12 protein-coding genes are annotated in these 16,699 nt (G+C 66.6%); 9 read left to right on the top strand and 3 right to left on the bottom strand.

What is annotated here, in order from left to right:
• Positions 1-6 precede the first annotated feature (6 nt).
• From grxC to WFK98_RS25715, 3 genes are read left to right on the top strand one after another with little or no spacing between them, the layout of a single operon-like run.
• On the top strand, positions 7-264 hold the full coding sequence (grxC, locus tag WFK98_RS25725) for a glutaredoxin 3 (protein WP_266340542.1): 258 nt from the start codon (positions 7-9) through the stop codon (positions 262-264).
• 39 nt (positions 265-303) lie between these two features.
• Positions 304-1,155, top strand: a complete 852-nt coding sequence (locus WFK98_RS25720; RefSeq protein ID WP_266340543.1) for a carbon-nitrogen hydrolase family protein — start codon at positions 304-306, stop codon at positions 1,153-1,155.
• Positions 1,156-1,171: 16 nt separating this feature from the next.
• Complete coding sequence (locus WFK98_RS25715; protein WP_266340544.1) at positions 1,172-1,618, top strand: DUF1178 family protein; 447 nt, start codon at positions 1,172-1,174, stop codon at positions 1,616-1,618.
• Between the two features lie 93 nt (positions 1,619-1,711).
• Here WFK98_RS25715 and ubiG read toward each other — a convergent pair whose 3' ends face one another.
• Positions 1,712-2,476, bottom strand: coding sequence for a bifunctional 2-polyprenyl-6-hydroxyphenol methylase/3-demethylubiquinol 3-O-methyltransferase UbiG (ubiG, locus tag WFK98_RS25710; protein ID WP_336802309.1), 765 nt, complete (start codon positions 2,474-2,476; stop codon positions 1,712-1,714).
• A 241-nt stretch (positions 2,477-2,717) separates the two neighbouring features.
• Here ubiG and WFK98_RS25705 point away from each other — a divergent pair, with 241 nt between their 5' ends.
• From WFK98_RS25705 to clpB, 6 genes are all read left to right on the top strand, one after another.
• Entirely contained in the window at positions 2,718-3,971 is a 1,254-nt protein-coding gene (locus WFK98_RS25705) for an aspartate kinase (protein WP_266340562.1), read from the top strand.
• A gap of 163 nt (positions 3,972-4,134) precedes the next feature.
• Positions 4,135-6,402 carry a phosphoenolpyruvate--protein phosphotransferase gene (ptsP, locus tag WFK98_RS25700; RefSeq protein ID WP_266340546.1) on the top strand — a complete coding sequence of 756 codons (2,268 nt, stop codon included), beginning with the start codon at positions 4,135-4,137 and terminating at the stop codon, positions 6,400-6,402.
• A 5-nt stretch (positions 6,403-6,407) separates the two neighbouring features.
• Complete coding sequence (gene prfA / locus WFK98_RS25695) at positions 6,408-7,478, top strand: peptide chain release factor 1 (protein WP_266340547.1); 1,071 nt, start codon at positions 6,408-6,410, stop codon at positions 7,476-7,478.
• Positions 7,475-8,380 (top strand): peptide chain release factor N(5)-glutamine methyltransferase, encoded by a 906-nt coding sequence (prmC, locus tag WFK98_RS25690; protein WP_336802308.1) that lies wholly within the window; start codon positions 7,475-7,477, stop codon positions 8,378-8,380. Before prfA ends, prmC begins: the two co-directional genes overlap by 4 nt.
• Positions 8,381-8,792: 412 nt before the next feature.
• Positions 8,793-9,962 carry a DUF4167 domain-containing protein gene (locus WFK98_RS25685; RefSeq protein ID WP_336802307.1) on the top strand — a complete coding sequence of 390 codons (1,170 nt, stop codon included), beginning with the start codon at positions 8,793-8,795 and terminating at the stop codon, positions 9,960-9,962.
• A gap of 326 nt (positions 9,963-10,288) precedes the next feature.
• The gene (gene clpB / locus WFK98_RS25680) at positions 10,289-12,889 is read left to right on the top strand and encodes an ATP-dependent chaperone ClpB (RefSeq protein ID WP_336802306.1); all 2,601 of its coding nucleotides are present in this window, start codon (positions 10,289-10,291) and stop codon (positions 12,887-12,889) included.
• 117 nt (positions 12,890-13,006) lie between these two features.
• On the opposite strand, the gene catB is transcribed toward clpB, so the two are convergent.
• Both catB and WFK98_RS25670 read right to left on the bottom strand, forming a co-directional pair.
• Complete coding sequence (gene catB, locus WFK98_RS25675; RefSeq protein WP_336802305.1) at positions 13,007-13,636, bottom strand: type B chloramphenicol O-acetyltransferase; 630 nt, start codon at positions 13,634-13,636, stop codon at positions 13,007-13,009.
• 224 nt (positions 13,637-13,860) lie between these two features.
• Entirely contained in the window at positions 13,861-15,933 is a 2,073-nt protein-coding gene (locus WFK98_RS25670) for a M23 family metallopeptidase (protein WP_336802304.1), read from the bottom strand.
• Positions 15,934-16,699 lie beyond the last annotated feature (766 nt).

Below are 16,699 nucleotides of genomic sequence, written 5' to 3'. Positions count from 1 at the left end.
TTGAACATGGCCGAAGTGATCATCTACACCCGGCAAGCCTGCGGATATTGTTCGGCTGCCAAGCGCCTTCTGGAAAAGAAAGGCGTCGCCTACGTGGAATTCGACGCGACCGGGAAACCGGACCTGCGCCAGGAAATGATCGCGCGCGCCAGCGGGCGTGCCACCTTCCCGCAGATCTTCATCGGCGACACCCATGTCGGCGGCTGCGACGACCTGCATGACCTCGACGGCCAAGGCCGCCTGGACCTGCTTCTGGCGTCCTGACGGTCGCCACTTTCATTCATTCAATCAAGGAGAAAGCCGATGACGAGCTTCAAGGCGGCTTGCGTCCAGATGCGAAGTGGACGATCGGTGGCGGCGAATGTTGACGACGCCGAGGCTCTGATCCGGGCGGCGGCAGCGGCCGGCGCCGGATATGTGCTGACGCCCGAGATGACGACGATCCTCGACCGCGACAAGGCGGCGCTTCTCGCCGCGATCGGGCCGGAAGAAATCGACCCGTCGCTGCAGCGTTTCCGCGAGATCGCGCGCGAGTTGGGCATCCATCTTCATATCGGCTCGATGGCGATCAAGCTCCCTGACGACCACATCGCCAATCGCTCGTTCCTGATCGCGCCAAACGGCGCCATCATCGGGCGCTATGACAAGATCCACATGTTCGACGTCGACCTGTCGGGCGGCGAGAGCTATCGCGAATCCGCGACCTATCGCGCCGGCGACACCGCCGTCGTTGCCGACCTGCCCTGGACCAAGGTCGGCATGACGATCTGCTACGACGTCCGTTTCCCGGCCCTGCACCGGACGCTGGCCAAGGCCGGCGCCGCCGTGCTCGCCGTGCCCGCCGCCTTCACCAAGAAGACCGGCGAGGCGCATTGGCATGTCCTGCTGCGTTCGCGCGCCATCGAGACCGGCTCCTATGTCATCGCGGCGGCGCAGGCCGGCCATCACGAGGACGGCCGCGATACCTATGGCCACAGCATGATCGTTGACCCATGGGGCAAGATCCTTGCGGAGGCCGATGATCAGCCGGGCTTCATCATCGCCGAGATCGACCCCGCCTTCTCGGTTTCGGCGCGGCAGGCGATCCCCGCCCTGGTCAATGCACGCGATTTTTCGCTGCCGGAGATGCCGCAGGTTGGCACCTTCGTGAGCTGATCCCCATATAGGCTCCATGATCCGATACAATCTCGTCTGCACCGCCGGGCACGATTTCGAAAGCTGGTTCCGTGATGCGGCTGCCTATGACAAGGCCGCCAAGGCGCGTGCCGTGACCTGCCCGGAATGCGGGACGAGCGATGTCGTGAAGGCATTGATGGCGCCGTCGGTTTCGACGGCGCGCAAGCGCGAGGCAGCGGCCGAAAGCGCGGCCATGAAGGTCGCCGCGCCCGACCCGCGCCAGGCCGCCATGGTCGAGATGATGCGCAAGCTGCGCGACCATGTCACCGAGAACGCCGACTATGTCGGCGGCAAGTTCGCCGAGGAAGCGCGCAAGATCCATTATCAGGAGGTCGAGGCGCGCGGCATCTATGGCGAGGCCTCGCCGGAAGAGGCGCGCTCCCTGGCCGAGGAGGGGATCGATTTCCTGCCGCTCCCGGTCCTGCCGGAAGACGGCAACTAGGTCGCCCGGATCAAGGCCCCATTTCTTCGCGCAAGTGAAAACGGCTCCGGTGATGCACCGGAGCCGTTCTTGTTTTCGGGTCGGGGAAGCGGCTCAGCGGCGGACGCCGGAAATCATGTAGTTGACGTCCATGTCGGACGAAGGGCTCCAGCGGTCCCGGAGCGGATTGTAGACGACGCCCGTCTCGGCCGAGAGGTCGAGGCCGTTCTCGCTGAGCGCCTTCGCCAGCTCCGAGGGGCGCACCAGCTTTTCGTAAGTGTGCGTACCGCGCGGCAGCCAGCGCAACACACATTCGGCGCCGAAGATCGCCAGCGCCCATGCCTTCGGCGTCCTATTGATGGTGGAAAGCACCATCAGCCCGCCCGGCTTCACCATCGCCGATGTCTCGCGGATGAAGAGCGGCAGGTCGGCGACGTGCTCGACGATCTCCATCGCCAGCACGATGTCGAACTGTTCGCCGGCGGCGCTGAGCGCCTCGGCGGTGGTCGCGCGATAGTCGATGTCGAGACCGGCCTCGCTCGCATGCAGCGAGGCGACGCCGATATTGGTTTCCGATGCGTCGGCGCCGACGACGGTGGCGCCGAGGCGCGCCATCGGCTCGGACAGCAGACCGCCGCCGCAGCCGATATCGAGCACGCGCAGGCCGTTCAGCGCCTTCGGATCCCGGCTGTCGCGGCCGAACAGTTTCGCCGCCTCGTCCTTGATGAAGCCGATGCGGATCGGGTTGAGCCGGTGCAGCGGCGCGAACTTGCCGTTCGGCGCCCACCACTCGCTGGCTATCGCGGAGAAATGCGCGATCTCGTCCTGATCGACCGTGGTGCCCGGGGCGGCGGCGGAAGTCTGTGCGGCGGCTGACATGGGCGGCTCCTTCTGGGGGCGAACGTCGTCGGCGGCGGGGCCGAAGTCAAGGCGGACGGCAGCCGGGGTCGACTTGTCGCGGCCGGAATCGGCGTTTGCGGTGGCTTCCTCCGCGGGCCGCGCCGACGCCGTTGCGGCTTCTGGCCGAAGTCGCTATGAAGGCGCCCGTCCGGTTGTTGTTAGCCGGAACTCCTTCAATCTCTTCCGCATCTTCCGCGGAAACTGCTTCCAAAGGTTGCTGATGGCCCGGCTGGTGATGAAGTTCGGCGGTACCTCCGTCGCCGATATCGATCGCATCCGCAATGTGGCTCGTCACGTCAAACGCGAGGTCGATGCGGGGTTCGAGGTCGCCGTCGTGGTTTCGGCCATGTCCGGCAAGACCAACGAACTCGTCAACTGGACGCGCGCCGCCGCGCCGCTGCATGACGCGCGCGAATATGACGCCGTCGTCGCCTCGGGTGAGCAGGTGACATCCGGGCTCCTCGCGATCGCGCTGCAGGAGATGGGCGTCAACGCCCGCTCCTGGCAGGGCTGGCAGATCCCGATCCGCACCGACGCCGCGCATGGCGCCGCCCGTATCGTCGACATCGACGGCGCGCGGCTGATCGAGCGGCTGGAGCAGGGCCAGGTCGCCGTGATCGCCGGTTTCCAGGGCCTCGGCCCGGACAACCGCATCGCGACGCTCGGCCGTGGCGGTTCCGACACCAGCGCCGTCGCGATCGCCGCCGCGATCAAGGCGGACCGCTGCGACATCTATACGGATGTCGACGGCGTCTACACGACCGACCCCCGCATGGTGCCGAAGGCCAAGCGCCTCGATCGCGTCTCGCATGAAGAAATGCTGGAGATGGCGTCGCTCGGGGCCAAGGTGCTGCAGGTGCGCTCGGTTGAACTGGCTATGGTGCATGGCGTGCGGACCTTCGTGCGGTCCAGCTTCGTCGATCCGGAAGATCCGGCGCTCGGCGATCCCAACAATCCCCCAGGCACCCTCATTTGCGACGAGGACGAGATCGTGGAAAAGCAGGTAGTCACCGGCATCGCCTACGCCAAGGACGAGGCTCAGATCTCGCTGCGTGAAGTCGCCGACAAACCCGGCGTCGCCGCCGCGGTGTTCGTGCCGCTGGCCGAAGCCAACATCAATGTCGACATGATCGTGCAGAACGTCTCGGAAGACGGCACGACCACCGACATGACCTTCACCGTGCCGAACACCGATTTCGACCGGGCCTGGAAGGTGCTGGCCGAGGCGCGCGAATCGATCGGCTATGCCAGCGTCCAGGGCTCGCGCGATCTGACCAAGGTGTCGGTGATCGGCATCGGCATGCGCAGCCATGCGGGCGTCGCCGCCTCGGCCTTCAAGGCGCTCGCCTCCAAGGGCATCAATATCCGCGCCATCACGACGTCGGAGATCAAGATTTCGATCCTGATCGATGCGCCCTACACCGAGCTGGCGGTGCGCACGCTGCACACGCTCTATGGGCTGGACGCCGCCTGATCAACAGGCTTTCCGACCCGACGAAACAGCATTTTACCTTCTGCCCAACTCGTGCCACGACTAGGCAGGAAGCATGCGGGGAACCGGCCGAATCGGCCGGCTTCCCGAGACGGATTTCGATGGTCGAAGCCCGTCAAAGCTCTCGAATTGCGGAAGGCGGACCATGCGGGGGTCACTCGCCGGGCCGCGCGTCCTGCTCCGTCGCCTGCGCGAAATCATGGCGGAGCCGATCAGCGCGCAAGACCGGCTCGACAAGATCGTTGCCCAGATCGCGGCCAACATGGTCGCCGAGGTGTGCTCGGTCTATGTGTTGCGCGCCGATGACGTGCTCGAACTCTATGCGACCGAGGGCCTGAACCGCTCGGCGGTGCACCATGCCGGCCTGCGCGTCGGCCAGGGCCTCGTTGGCCTGATCGCCTCCGAGGCGCGTCCGCTCAATCTGCAAGACGCCCAGAGTCACCCGTCCTTCGCCTATCTCCCGGAAACCGGCGAGGAGATCTACAACGCCTTCCTCGGCGTGCCGATCCTGCGCGCCGGCCGGACGCTCGGCGTCCTCGTCGTGCAGAACCGCGCGCACCGCACCTATTACGACGAGGAAGTCGAGGCGCTGCAGACGACGGCGATGGTGCTGGCGGAGATGATCGCCGTCGGCGAGCTGCAGGGTCTCGCCCGGCCTGGCACGTCGCTCGACGTCAAGCGCCCGCTTTCGCTCAAGGGAACCCCGCTTTCGGACGGCATCGCGCTCGGCCATGTCGTGCTGCACGAGCCGCGCGTCGTCGTCACCCAGCTGATCGCCGAGGACACCGACAAGGAAAGCCGTCGCCTCGAGCAGGCGATCGCCAATCTGCGCCTGTCGGTCGACGACATGCTCTCGCGCGACGATATCGCGCTGGCCGGCGAGCACCGCGACATTCTCGAAGCCTACCGCATGTTCGCCTATGACCGCGGCTGGGTCCGCCGCATGGATGAGGCGATCCAGAACGGCCTTTCGGCCGAGGCGGCGGTCGAGAAGGTGCAGAGCGACACGCGCGCCCGCCTGCAGCGCCAGACCGACCCGTACCTGCGCGAGCGACTGCACGATTTCGACGATCTCGCCAACCGGCTCCTGCGCGAGCTGATGGGCAAGTCGCACGGCCCGGACGGCGCCAGCCTGCCCAAGGACAGCGTCATCGTCGCGCGCAACATGGGCGCCGCCGAGCTGCTCGACTATGACCGCAACCGCGTGCGCGGCCTGGTGCTCGAGGAAGGCGGGGCGACTAGCCACGTGACGATCGTCGCGCGGGCGCTCGGCATCGCCACCATCGGTCGCGCCGCCAATATCGTCTCGCTGGTCGAGAACGGCGATCCGATCATCCTCGACGCCGATACTGGCGAGGCCCATGTGCGGCCGCCGGCCGATGTCGAGGCCGCCTATGGCGAGAAGGTCAAGTTCCGCGCCAAGCGCCAGGCCCAGTATCGCCTGCTGCGCAACAAGCCGGCCGTGACCCAGGACGGCCACCGCGTTTCGCTCAACATGAATGCCGGCCTGCTGGTCGACCTGCCGCATCTGGCCGAAGCGGGCGCGGAGGGCATCGGCCTGTTCCGCACCGAGCTGCAGTTCATGGTCGCCTCGACCATGCCGCGCATGGACGAGCAGACGGCGCTTTACGCCGCCGTGCTCCAGTCCAGCGGCAACCGGCCGGTGACCTTCCGTACGCTCGATATCGGCGGCGACAAGGTGCTGCCCTATATGCGCATGCAGCCGGAGGAAAATCCGGCGCTCGGCTGGCGCGCGATCCGCCTCGGCCTCGACCGCCCCGGCCTTCTGCGCATGCAGTTGCGCGCGCTGTTGCACGCGGCTGCCGGCCGCGAGTTGCGCGTCATGTTGCCGATGGTCACCGAGGTGGGCGAGATTCACCGGGCACGGGCGCTGCTCGACCGCGAGGTCGCGCAATTGCGCCGGCATGGCCATGGCGAGCCCTCGCGCATCCTGCTCGGCTCGATGGTCGAGGTGCCGGCGCTGCTGTTCCAGCTCGATTCGCTGATGCAGGCGGTTGATTTCGTCTCTGTCGGCTCCAACGACCTGCTGCAGTACATGACCGCGAGCGACCGCGGAAACCCCCGCGTAGCCAGCCGGTTCGACCCGCTGTCGCGCCATTTCCTGCGCACCTTGCGGATGATCGTCGAGGGGGCTGACCGGCACGAGACGCCGGTGACGCTCTGCGGCGAGATCGCCAGCCGACCGCTCGCCGCGATGGCGCTGGCGGGCATCGGCTTCCGGTCTTTGTCGATGTCGGCCGCCGCGATCGGCCCGGTGAAGGCGATGCTGCTCGCGCTCGACATCGGCCGGCTCAAGGCCGTGCTCGATCCTCTACTGGCCCTGGATAATGGCGAGGACGGCGTCCGCGCGGCGCTCGTCGCCTTCGCCGAAGCTGAAGGCATACCGATCTGACCTCCTTGCTGCCGCCCGGTCTTCCCTGGGAAAAGATCAATCACCTCGTCGCCCGCGCCGAGGTCATCGACCAGAAGCTCGCCGCGACCAGCGACGGGGCGACCTTGGTGCAATTGTCCAAGGAGCGCGCCGAACTGCAGGATATCGTCGAGGCGGTGAACCGGATGAAGGCTGCCGTCGCCGAGCGCGAGGCTCTGGACGATCTCGCCGGCGATCCCGAGATGGCGGCGCTGGCGGAGGAGGAGCGCGGCGCGCTCGAGGCGCAGGTCGAGGCGCTGACGCAGGAAATTCGCGTCCTACTGCTGCCGCGCGACGCCGCCGACGAGAAGAGCGCCATCCTCGAAATCCGCGCCGGCACCGGCGGCGACGAGGCCGCGCTGTTCGCCGGCGACCTCTTCCGGATGTATCAGCGCTATGCCCAGCTCCATGGCTGGCGAATCCAGGTTCTCTCGGAGAGCGAGGGCGAAGCGGGCGGCTACAAGGAAATCATTGCCGACGTCACCGGCAAGGGCGTGTTTGCGCGGCTGAAGTTCGAATCCGGCGCGCATCGCGTGCAGCGCGTCCCGGCGACGGAGGCGAGCGGCCGCATTCACACCTCGGCGGCGACCGTCGCCGTGCTGCCGGAGGCGGAGGACGTCGACATCGACATCCGCCCCGAGGATATCAAGATCGACACCACCCGTGCCTCGTCGGCCGGCGGCCAGCATGCCAACACGACCGACACGGCCGTCCGCATCACCCATCTGCCGACTGGGACCGTGATCGTCGTCGCGGGCCGGTCGCAGCACCAGAACCGCGCCCAGGCGACGCAGATCCTGCGCGCCCGCTTGTTCGACATGGAGCGCGAGCGTCTCTCGTCGGAGCGCGCCGCCGACCGCAAGGGCCAGGTCGGCTCGGGCGACCGCTCCGAGCGCATCCGCACCTATAATTTCCCGCAGGGCCGGGTGACCGACCACCGCATCAACCTCACCCTCTACAAGCTCGAGGCGGTGATGACCGGCGAGGCGCTCGACGAAATCATCGAGCCGCTGATCACCGAGCATCAGGCAGGCTTGCTGGCCGCGCTCGACACATGACTGGGCCGGCCGCCACGCTCGGCGCCGTGCGCCGCGCCGCGGCGAGGCGGCTGGCGGAACTCGGAATGGACGCGACGCCGGCGCTCGACGCCCGGCTTCTGGTCGCGGGAGCCCTCGGCGTGGCGCCGGATCGGCTCGTCCTGATGGACGATCGCGCGCTCTCCGACGCAGAGATCGACGCCATCGAGGCAGCGATCGAACGCCGGCTCGCCGGCGAGCCGGTCGCCCGCATCCTCGGCGAAAAGGAATTCTGGGGCCTCACCTTTCAGCTCGCCGACGCGACCCTGGTGCCGCGTCCCGACACGGAGACACTGGTCGAGGCGGCGCTGGCCTGGATCGACCGGACACAGGGTCGCGACAGGCCGTTTCGCATCGTCGATATCGGCACCGGCACCGGCGCCATCCTGATCGCGCTTCTGAGCGAATTGCCACAGGCGATCGGCCTTGGCGTCGATCTTTCCGAAGCCGCGGCGCGGACCGCGCGCGCCAATGCGGAGCGGCTCGGCGTCGGCGATCGAAGCCTGTTCATTCGCGGCTCCTGGGGCGAAAGTTCCGCGCCGGCCGATGTAATCGTCTCAAATCCGCCCTATATCAGGAGCGAAGTCATCCAGACGCTGGATCGCGAGGTCAGGGACCACGATCCGTTGCTGGCGCTGGATGGAGGTGATGACGGCCTCGATGCTTACAGAGCGATCGTCGCGGATCTGGACCGGATGATGCGGCCGGGCGGTGCGACTTTCTTCGAAATCGGATTCGACCAGGCACAGTCGCTGTCGGCGCTCGCGGAGCAGGCCGGCTTCGCGGCGGTGGTACATGCCGATCTCGCGGGGCATGATCGCGTGGTGGAAATCCACCGTTCCAATTGGTTGCCGACGGGAAGCAAGCCGGGCGGATTTGAATAATCCGCTTGGAAAGTGGGCGCGGAACGGCTAGTTTTCGAGCCGCCGCAGATAGATTGATGCGTCTCCCGAACGTCGAAGCGCAAGCGTCGCGCGGGAGCGGCGCGGCAAGGGCCACCAGATGGCCGTAGGGGTCGGATCGGGGGAGATCGACCGGGCTCCGGTGCCTCGAGCGTCATCTCTGTTCGGTACGACACGATTTCCCAGGACGCCCCGCCTCGGCGGTGGCCAGGTTGCCCAAGGGCCCCAAGGGTCCCTCGGCTGCCTTGATCCGCGGAAGAGTGACGATCGCTTTCGCCGGTCCCGGCGTTTCGGGCTTCAGCCCGAGGCGGCCGATCGACGGATTTTGTCCGGCCGGCGTTTGGATTCGGTCGATGAGATTGTTTGACCTTGTTGGTCACGGAAGAGAAAATTCATGAGACAAGGACAGCAGAACAACAATAACAACAAGCGGATGCGCGGGCGTAACAACAACGGCAACAACAATAACCGTAAGGGCCCCAACCCGCTGACCCGCTCGTATGAGAGCAACGGCCCGGACGTGAAGATCCGCGGCACTGCCCTTCACATAGCGGAAAAATACGTGACGCTGGCGCGCGACGCGCAGTCGTCGGGCGATCGCGTGATGGCGGAGAGCTATCTGCAGCACGCGGAGCACTATTTCCGCGTCATCGCCGCCGCGCAGGCCCAGAACCCGCAGAATTCCCAGCAGCCGCAGCCGGCCTATCGCGCCGACGCGGACGACGAGGGTCTCGACGAGGAAGACGACCGCTTCAGCGAGCGGTTTGGCCAGGCTCATCATCATGAGCGCCAGCAGCCCCAGCAGCGCGACCAGGACGGCAATGTTGGCCTGAACGACCCGCAGCCCTACGTCAACGGTTCCGGATCGAATGGCGGCGAGCCGCGTGAAGGTTCCGAGCGCCAGGAGCGCGGCGACCGTCAGGAGCGTGGAGACCGCCAGGAACGCGGTGATCGCCAGGAGCGCTTCGAGCGTTCTCGTTCGGACCGGCAGGATCGCGGCGACCGCGGCGATCGTTCCGACCGCAACGAGATCCGCGCCGACCGCCCGGATCGCGGCGATCGCCAGCCGCGCGGCGAGCGTCGGGATCGCGGCGACCGTCCGGATCGCGGTGACCGCAACGAGCGTTCGCAGCTTCCCCGCTTCGTGACAGGCGAACCGGCGCCCCAGCCGGTCGTCGACGTGCCGCGCGCCCAGCCGGTCGTTGAAGTCGCCGCAGCGGCTCCGGTCGAGGCTCCCAAGGCCGAGACACCCAAGCCGGAACCGGTCGCGGTTGAGGTCGCGCCCGTCGAGGCAGTGAAGGCCGAGCCGGTCGCCGCGACTCCGGCCGAAGCGGTTGCCGCGCCGCGCGCGCGGGCCTCTCGCAGCAGCGCGGCCAAGGCCGAGCGTGCTGCCGCCGCCGAGGCGGCGCCGACCCTCGATCTCGGTACCGAGGCTTCCGCCTCGGCCGACGAGGAAGAGTTCCGTCCGCGCCGCCGTCGCACCACCCGCACCCGAGCCCGCGCGTCCGAGGGCGAGGCCGGCTCCGAGCCGGCGCTGGCCGGAGAGCCGGGTAGCGACGAGTAAGCGACGCCCCCTCTCACGAGATCCTGAAACGCCCGGGCGCCAGCGCCCGGGCGTTTTTTGTTGGCGGGCCGGACGCCGCATGACTTGGCCCGGCTGCGCCTAACCCGCTATTTGGAATGGGTTTTTCCCGATATTTCTGCGCGCCCGCTGGATCTGCGACGTGCGCGCCAAAATTGTGGGCGCTGCCCCTTCCTGTTGCAGGATGGCCACACCATATTCGGATCAGGCGGCAGGCCCAAGCTTGGCTGTCGCTGGACTGAGGTCCATATTTCAGAGCGGCCCATTCGTGCTTTCGAGGCGTTGGGACCGGGTCAGGAGGCATAGTTATGAATTTTGACAATTATTCCGAGCGCGCGCAGGGCTTCATCCAGTCGGCGCAGACGCTCGCTATGACGCGTGGCAATCAGCAGTTCACGCCCGAACATCTTCTGAAAGTTCTGCTCGACGACGAGGAAGGCCTCGCCGGCGGTCTCATCGACAGCTCCGGCGGCAATTCCCGCCAGGCGCTGGCGGCGACCGAACGCGCGCTGGAGGCCATGCCGAAGGTTTCCGGCGGTGGAGCCGGCCAGCTTTATCTGGCCCCGCCGCTTGCCAAGGTATTCCAGCAGGCATCCGACCTCGCCAAGAAGGCGGGCGACAGCTTCGTTACCGTCGAGCGTCTTCTCCTTGCCCTGGCGCTGGAGAAGGACGCGAAGACCTCTGGCATCCTCAAGGATGCCGGCGTGACGCCGGTTGGCCTGAACCGCGCCATCGAGGCGCTGCGCCAGGGCCGAACCGCCGACACCGCCGGCGCCGAGGGCCAGTATGACGCGCTGAAGAAATATGCCCGCGATCTCACCCAGGTTGCGCGCGACGGCAAGCTCGATCCGGTCATCGGCCGGGACGATGAGATCCGCCGCGCCATCCAGGTTCTGTCGCGCCGTACCAAGAACAACCCGGTGCTGATCGGCGAACCGGGCGTCGGCAAGACCGCGATCGCGGAAGGGCTGGCGCTCCGGATTGTCAATGGCGACGTGCCGGAGAGCCTGAAGGACAAGCGCCTTTTGGCGCTCGACATGGGCGCGCTGATCGCCGGCGCCAAATATCGCGGTGAGTTCGAGGAGCGGCTGAAGGCCGTGCTCTCCGAGGTCACGGCGGCCAATGGCGGCATCATCCTGTTCATCGACGAGATGCACACGCTCGTCGGTGCGGGCAAGGCGGACGGCGCGATGGACGCGTCCAACCTGCTGAAGCCGGCGCTGGCGCGTGGCGAACTGCATTGCGTCGGCGCCACCACGCTCGACGAATACCGCAAGCATGTCGAGAAGGACCCGGCGCTCGCCCGGCGGTTCCAGCCGATCTTCGTCGGCGAGCCGACGGTCGAGGACACGGTCTCGATCCTGCGCGGCATCAAGGAGAAGTATGAGCTGCACCATGGCGTGCGGATCACCGACTCCGCCCTGGTAGCCGCCGCGACGCTGTCGAACCGCTACATCACCGACCGCTTCCTGCCCGACAAGGCGATCGACCTGGTCGACGAGGCGTCGGCGCGGCTGCGCATGCAGGTTGATTCCAAGCCGGAGGCGCTCGACGAACTCGATCGCCGCATCATCCAGCTCAAGATTGAGCGCGAGGCGCTGAAGAAGGAGACCGACCAGGCTTCGAAGGACCGGCTCGAGCGGCTGGAGAAGGAACTGACGGACCTCGAGGAGGAATCGTCCGCCTTCACCCAGCGCTGGCAGGCCGAGAAGCAGAAGCTGAACGCGGCGCAGAAGCTGAAGGAACAGCTGGATCAGGCGCGCAGCGACCTCGACAAGGCGCAGCGCACCGGCGATCTCGCCAAGGCGGGCGAGCTGGCCTATGGCACGATCCCGACGCTGGAGCGTCAGTTGGTCGAGGCCGAGAAGGCGCAGACGAGCACGATGATGGAGGAGGCGGTGACGCCTGACCACATCGCGCAGATCGTATCGCGCTGGACCGGCATTCCGGTCGACAAGATGCTGCAGGGCGAGCGCGAGAAGCTGCTCCGCATGGAAGACGAACTGGCGCGTCGCGTCGTCGGCCAGGCGGAGGCGGTGCATTCGGTCGCGACGGCGGTTCGTCGGGCGCGCGCCGGCTTGCAGGATCCGAACCGCCCGATCGGCTCGTTCCTCTTCCTCGGCCCGACCGGCGTCGGCAAGACGGAGCTGACCAAGGCGGTCGCCTCGTTCCTGTTCGACGACGAGACGGCGATGGTCCGCATCGACATGTCGGAATTCATGGAGAAGCACTCCGTGGCCCGGCTGATCGGCGCGCCTCCCGGCTATGTCGGCTATGAGGAGGGTGGTGCGCTGACCGAGGCGGTGCGGCGTCGGCCTTACCAGGTCGTGCTGTTCGACGAGGTCGAGAAGGCGCATCCCGACGTCTTCAACGTGCTGCTGCAGGTTCTTGATGATGGCCGCCTGACCGATGGTCAGGGTCGCACGGTCGATTTCAAGAACACGATCATCATCATGACCTCGAACCTCGGTTCCGACTATCTCGCGTATCTGCGCGACGACGAGGATGTCGATGGCGTGCGCGAGCAGGTCATGGCGGTGGTGCGCGGGCATTTCCGGCCCGAGTTCCTGAATCGTCTCGACGACATCATCCTGTTCCATCGCCTGAAGAAGGCAGAGATGGGCCGGATCGTCGAAATCCAGCTCGGCCGCCTTGCCAAGCTGCTCGAGGAGCGCAAGGTGACGCTGGAGCTGGACGATACGGCGCGGAGCTGGCTGGCCGAGAAGGGCTACGACCCGGCCTATGGTGCGCGTCCGCTGAAGCGGGTGATCCAGCGCTATGTGCAGGATCCGCTCGCCGACAAGGTCCTGGCCGGGGAGATCGCCGACGGCTCGCTGATCAAGATCACGGCCGGCACCGACAGGCTGCTGTTCCTGCCGCGCGGCGAGACCGCTTCGCAGGCTGCCTGAGCCGCCGTGATGTCGGGCATGCCGCAAGCGGCATGCCCTCCCATCCAAAAGGCCGCGCTGCAGCGATGCAGCGCGGCTTTTTGCTTTCTTGATGACGCCTTTGGCGGTCCCGCCGGCTCAGCCCGCGCGATCCAGCCAGTGGCGATGGAGCGCCGCGACGTCGCCCGAGCAGAGCAGGGGCATGGCGTCCCGGATCCGCTCGATCTCCCAGTCCCACCAGGCCATTTCCATCAGCATCGCGATCGCCTCGTCCGCAAAACGCTTGCGGATCGGCCGGGCCGGGTTGCCGCCGACGATGGTGTAGGGCTCGACATCCCTCGTCACCAGCGACCGGCTGCCGATCACCGCGCCATGGCCGATGCGGATGCCGGGCATGATCATCGCCTCGGCGCCGATCCAGACGTCATGGCCGATCACCGTATCGCCGGCCGGCTCGTAGGCGTTGATCGCGCCGGCGAAGGCAGGCTCCTCGGGCACGAAGAAGAACGGAAACGTCGTCACCCAGTCGTTCCGGTGGCCCTGGTTGCCGGCCATCATGAAGGAGGCGCCGGAGCCGATCGAGCAGAAGCTGCCGATGACGAGGCGGTCGACATCGCTGCGATCGGGCATCAGGTAGCGGGCGCAGTCGTCAAAGGAGTGGCCGTGATAGTAGCCGGAATAGTAGCTGTAGCGGCCGACGACGATGTTGGGATTGGTGACCTGTTCGGTCAGCGGCTTGCCCAGGAACGGGCTCTCGAAATAGTTCATGGTCTTGTCCATGCCGGTGCGTGCGCGAACCGTGTCGCGGCGGGCACCCCGGAAGCGAGGATCGCCTCAGACGAGGCGGATGAAAGCAAAGGCCGGCCGCCGCGCCGCCTGGCGCGGCGGCCTTGCCGCAGCTGTCTTTCTGTCGCTTTCCGGTAACATCGAGCCTTCCGCGAAGGCCTCCCGTTCTAGATTGTGCCAGGACCGCTTTCCCCTTTGGAAAGGGCCTAGTTGGTGGCGTCCTCGTCGGTGTTGATGGCGGCGACCTTTGAACTGGCCGGCATCCCGATCAGCGTGTCGATGCGCGCCTTTTCCTGCTTGAAGGCGACCAGCATGTCGCCCTGCAGCACGCGCCCGCGAGGCAGGCGCACGCGCAGGGGATCGACCGGCTTGTTGTTGATGCGCACTTCATAGTGCAGGTGCGGGCCGGTCGAGAGCCCTGTCGAGCCGACATAGCCGATGACCTGGCCCTGCCGAACCTTGGCGCCCGGCCGGATGCCCTTGGCGATCGCCGACTGGTGGCCATAGGCCGATTCATAGCCGTTGGTGTGCCGGATCAGCGTGAAGTTGCCATAGCCCGAGCTCCAGCCGGCCTTCTCGACGACGCCGTTGCCGGCCGCGAGGATCGGCGTGCCGCGCGGCGCTGCCCAGTCGACGCCCGGATGCAGACGCGTGTAACCGAGGATCGGGTGCTTGCGGTAGCCGAAATTGGAGCGCAGCACGCCGCCATTCATCGGCTTGCGGACGAGGAACTTCTTGGCGCTGCGACCTTCCTCGTCGAAATAGTCGACGACGCCGTCATCCGGCGAGCGGTAGCGGTAGTAGCGCTTCGTCGCGCCGTCCAGCGTGATCGCCGCGTAGAGGATCTCCTCGTCGTCGCTGCCGGCGTCGGGCAGCGAATGGAACACCTCGAGCGAGTCGCCCGGCGAAACGCGCGACTGGAAGTCGACGTCATAGGAGAAGATGTGAATGAGTTCGGTGATCAGCGGGCCCGGGATCTTCTGCTCCAGCGCCGTCTCGTAGACGGCCTGGTAGAGACGCGGCATCGGGCCGTCATCGGCGGGCGCCGGCTCGGCCATCTCGAATTCGTCGGTCGAGCTCTCGGGCTCGTCGGCGCGTACGAAGGTATCGTCGTCGCGCCGCGCCACCGTCGCCTGGTGCGAGCCCTCGTCATAGATGGAGACGCGCATCGGCTTCGGCGACTCACCTTCCGAGGAGAAGAGAATCCGGACCTTCTGGCCCGCCTGCAGGTCCGAAAGGTCCATCAGGTTGGACATGGCGGAGACGATGTTCTTCGACTCGTCCTCTGCGATGCCGTTCTCGGCGAGGATGTCGCCGACGGTTTCCTTCTTCTCCACCACCGCGACGCGTTCGTCGGAAGGGATGGCCGGACCGGACTTGGAGACGAAGGAGACGTTCTCCGGAACGATCCGCACGCCAAGGGCCGAGAAGGGATCCGTTCCGCTTTCGTCGAAGGAGAAGCGGTCCGGATCGACATAGGGCATGGCAGCGATCTGGACGCCGTTCGACACGGTGGTCTGGGTTGACGCGCGGGCGACCTGCTCGGCCTCTTCCGGGCTGAAGCTCGGCTCCTCGGCCTGCGGCGCCTCGTTGACCGGGAAGTCGCTGACCTTGATCGAGACCTCGCCCTCGACATTGGCGCCGTAGATCTGCTCCTGCTCGGCGCCCACGGCCACCACGTCAGCGCCGGTGCCATTGCTGGTGTCGTCGGCCGCGTCGCTGGCGGCGCCGTCTATGATGATGCCGTCGTCACCGCCGTCACCCGAAGCGCCTTCGTCGTCGATGACGCCGAGCTTCTCGGTCGCCGCCGGCGGCGGGGTGTCGTTCTTGTCGCTGCCCTTGTCGCGGGCGCCGGCCGCGCCGGCGACGATCTTGACCGGATCATAAGCCGGTACGCCGTCGCTGAGCGCGGTGATGGCGGTGGCGATCGGCGTCGCGATACGCGCGAAGGGCTTGAGCTTGATGAGATCGCGATCGCCCTGCTTGGTGACGGTCGAGACCTGCACGATTTGGCGATCGGTGGCGGGCTCGCGCGCGGTCCGCATTCGGTCGCCCTTGGCGCCATTGGTGAGCGGCACGTCGCCGCCCGCTTCCGAGGCGCGCAGGGTGCGGCCGGCCTCCGGCGGGAAGGCGAGTTGGTGGCGGCCGTCCAGGGCGGCCATCAATGCGCCGCCCATCAGGATGGTCGAGGTAAAGCCGGTGAGGACCGTGCCGGTCAGCCAGCGGATGCTGACGCTCCGGCGCTGCGGGACGCCCTCGCGCGTGTCGCCAACCGTCAAAGGCGGCTCGCGGCCTAGGTCGATCCGCGCGCCGTTCGTCCCTCTTGCTGGCGCGCCGCCGCGCGTCGATGCCTTCACGGTTTCGTCTTCTCCCCGTCGTCGGCAGCTTTGCGACTGCCTGTCATATGATCCTGGAGCCTGCCTCGCGTGACGGAGGAATTTGCCGTCCGCTCTGTCTCAAGTCAACGAAGTGGTCCGACATCCCTAGGGATCGCAGGCCGCAGGGCCGTTGTTTCCGCGGCAGCCGCCAAACACTCGCGCGCCCGTGCGTGATAGAAGCCGGCTTGAACCGAAGCGGCGCATCCAGGAGCGGTGACCTGAAATCGACCCTCTTCATGTCATCAATATGGCTGAGGCGTGGGGGAGGGAGGCTGAGGAGGGGGCAGCTCATCGTTCAGAGCTGACCGGGGGACGCCGGCTCAGTTTCCGGGCGGGGCACTGGCGCTGAAAGAGGCAGGGATGCGGACGGCGGTGGCACGGGCGACGGCTAACGAATATTAAGAATTTTCAATGGTTTGGCTAATGCGGCGGGATCCTGCGGTTTCCGGTCCGGTGGAAGCCGGCTTATCCACATGACGGGATCCAGGGCAGCGATCCCGGCCAAAATTGTTCGAAATAATCGTTGACGCCGGCCGGCCGTCTCCCTATACATCACCTCAAGAACGCGGGCGGCACCGCTGCCGGCGAACGGAAAACTCGTCTTCGAGTTTTGTTAATTTGGTAGTTGACTGGTTGTCGGAAGGCGACTAGATAGCTGCCTCCGGTT

This window comes from Kaistia sp. MMO-174, assembly GCF_037147815.1.
GTDB lineage: Bacteria > Pseudomonadota > Alphaproteobacteria > Rhizobiales > Kaistiaceae > Kaistia > Kaistia nematophila.
This window is presented reverse-complemented; position numbering and strand designations above follow the sequence as displayed.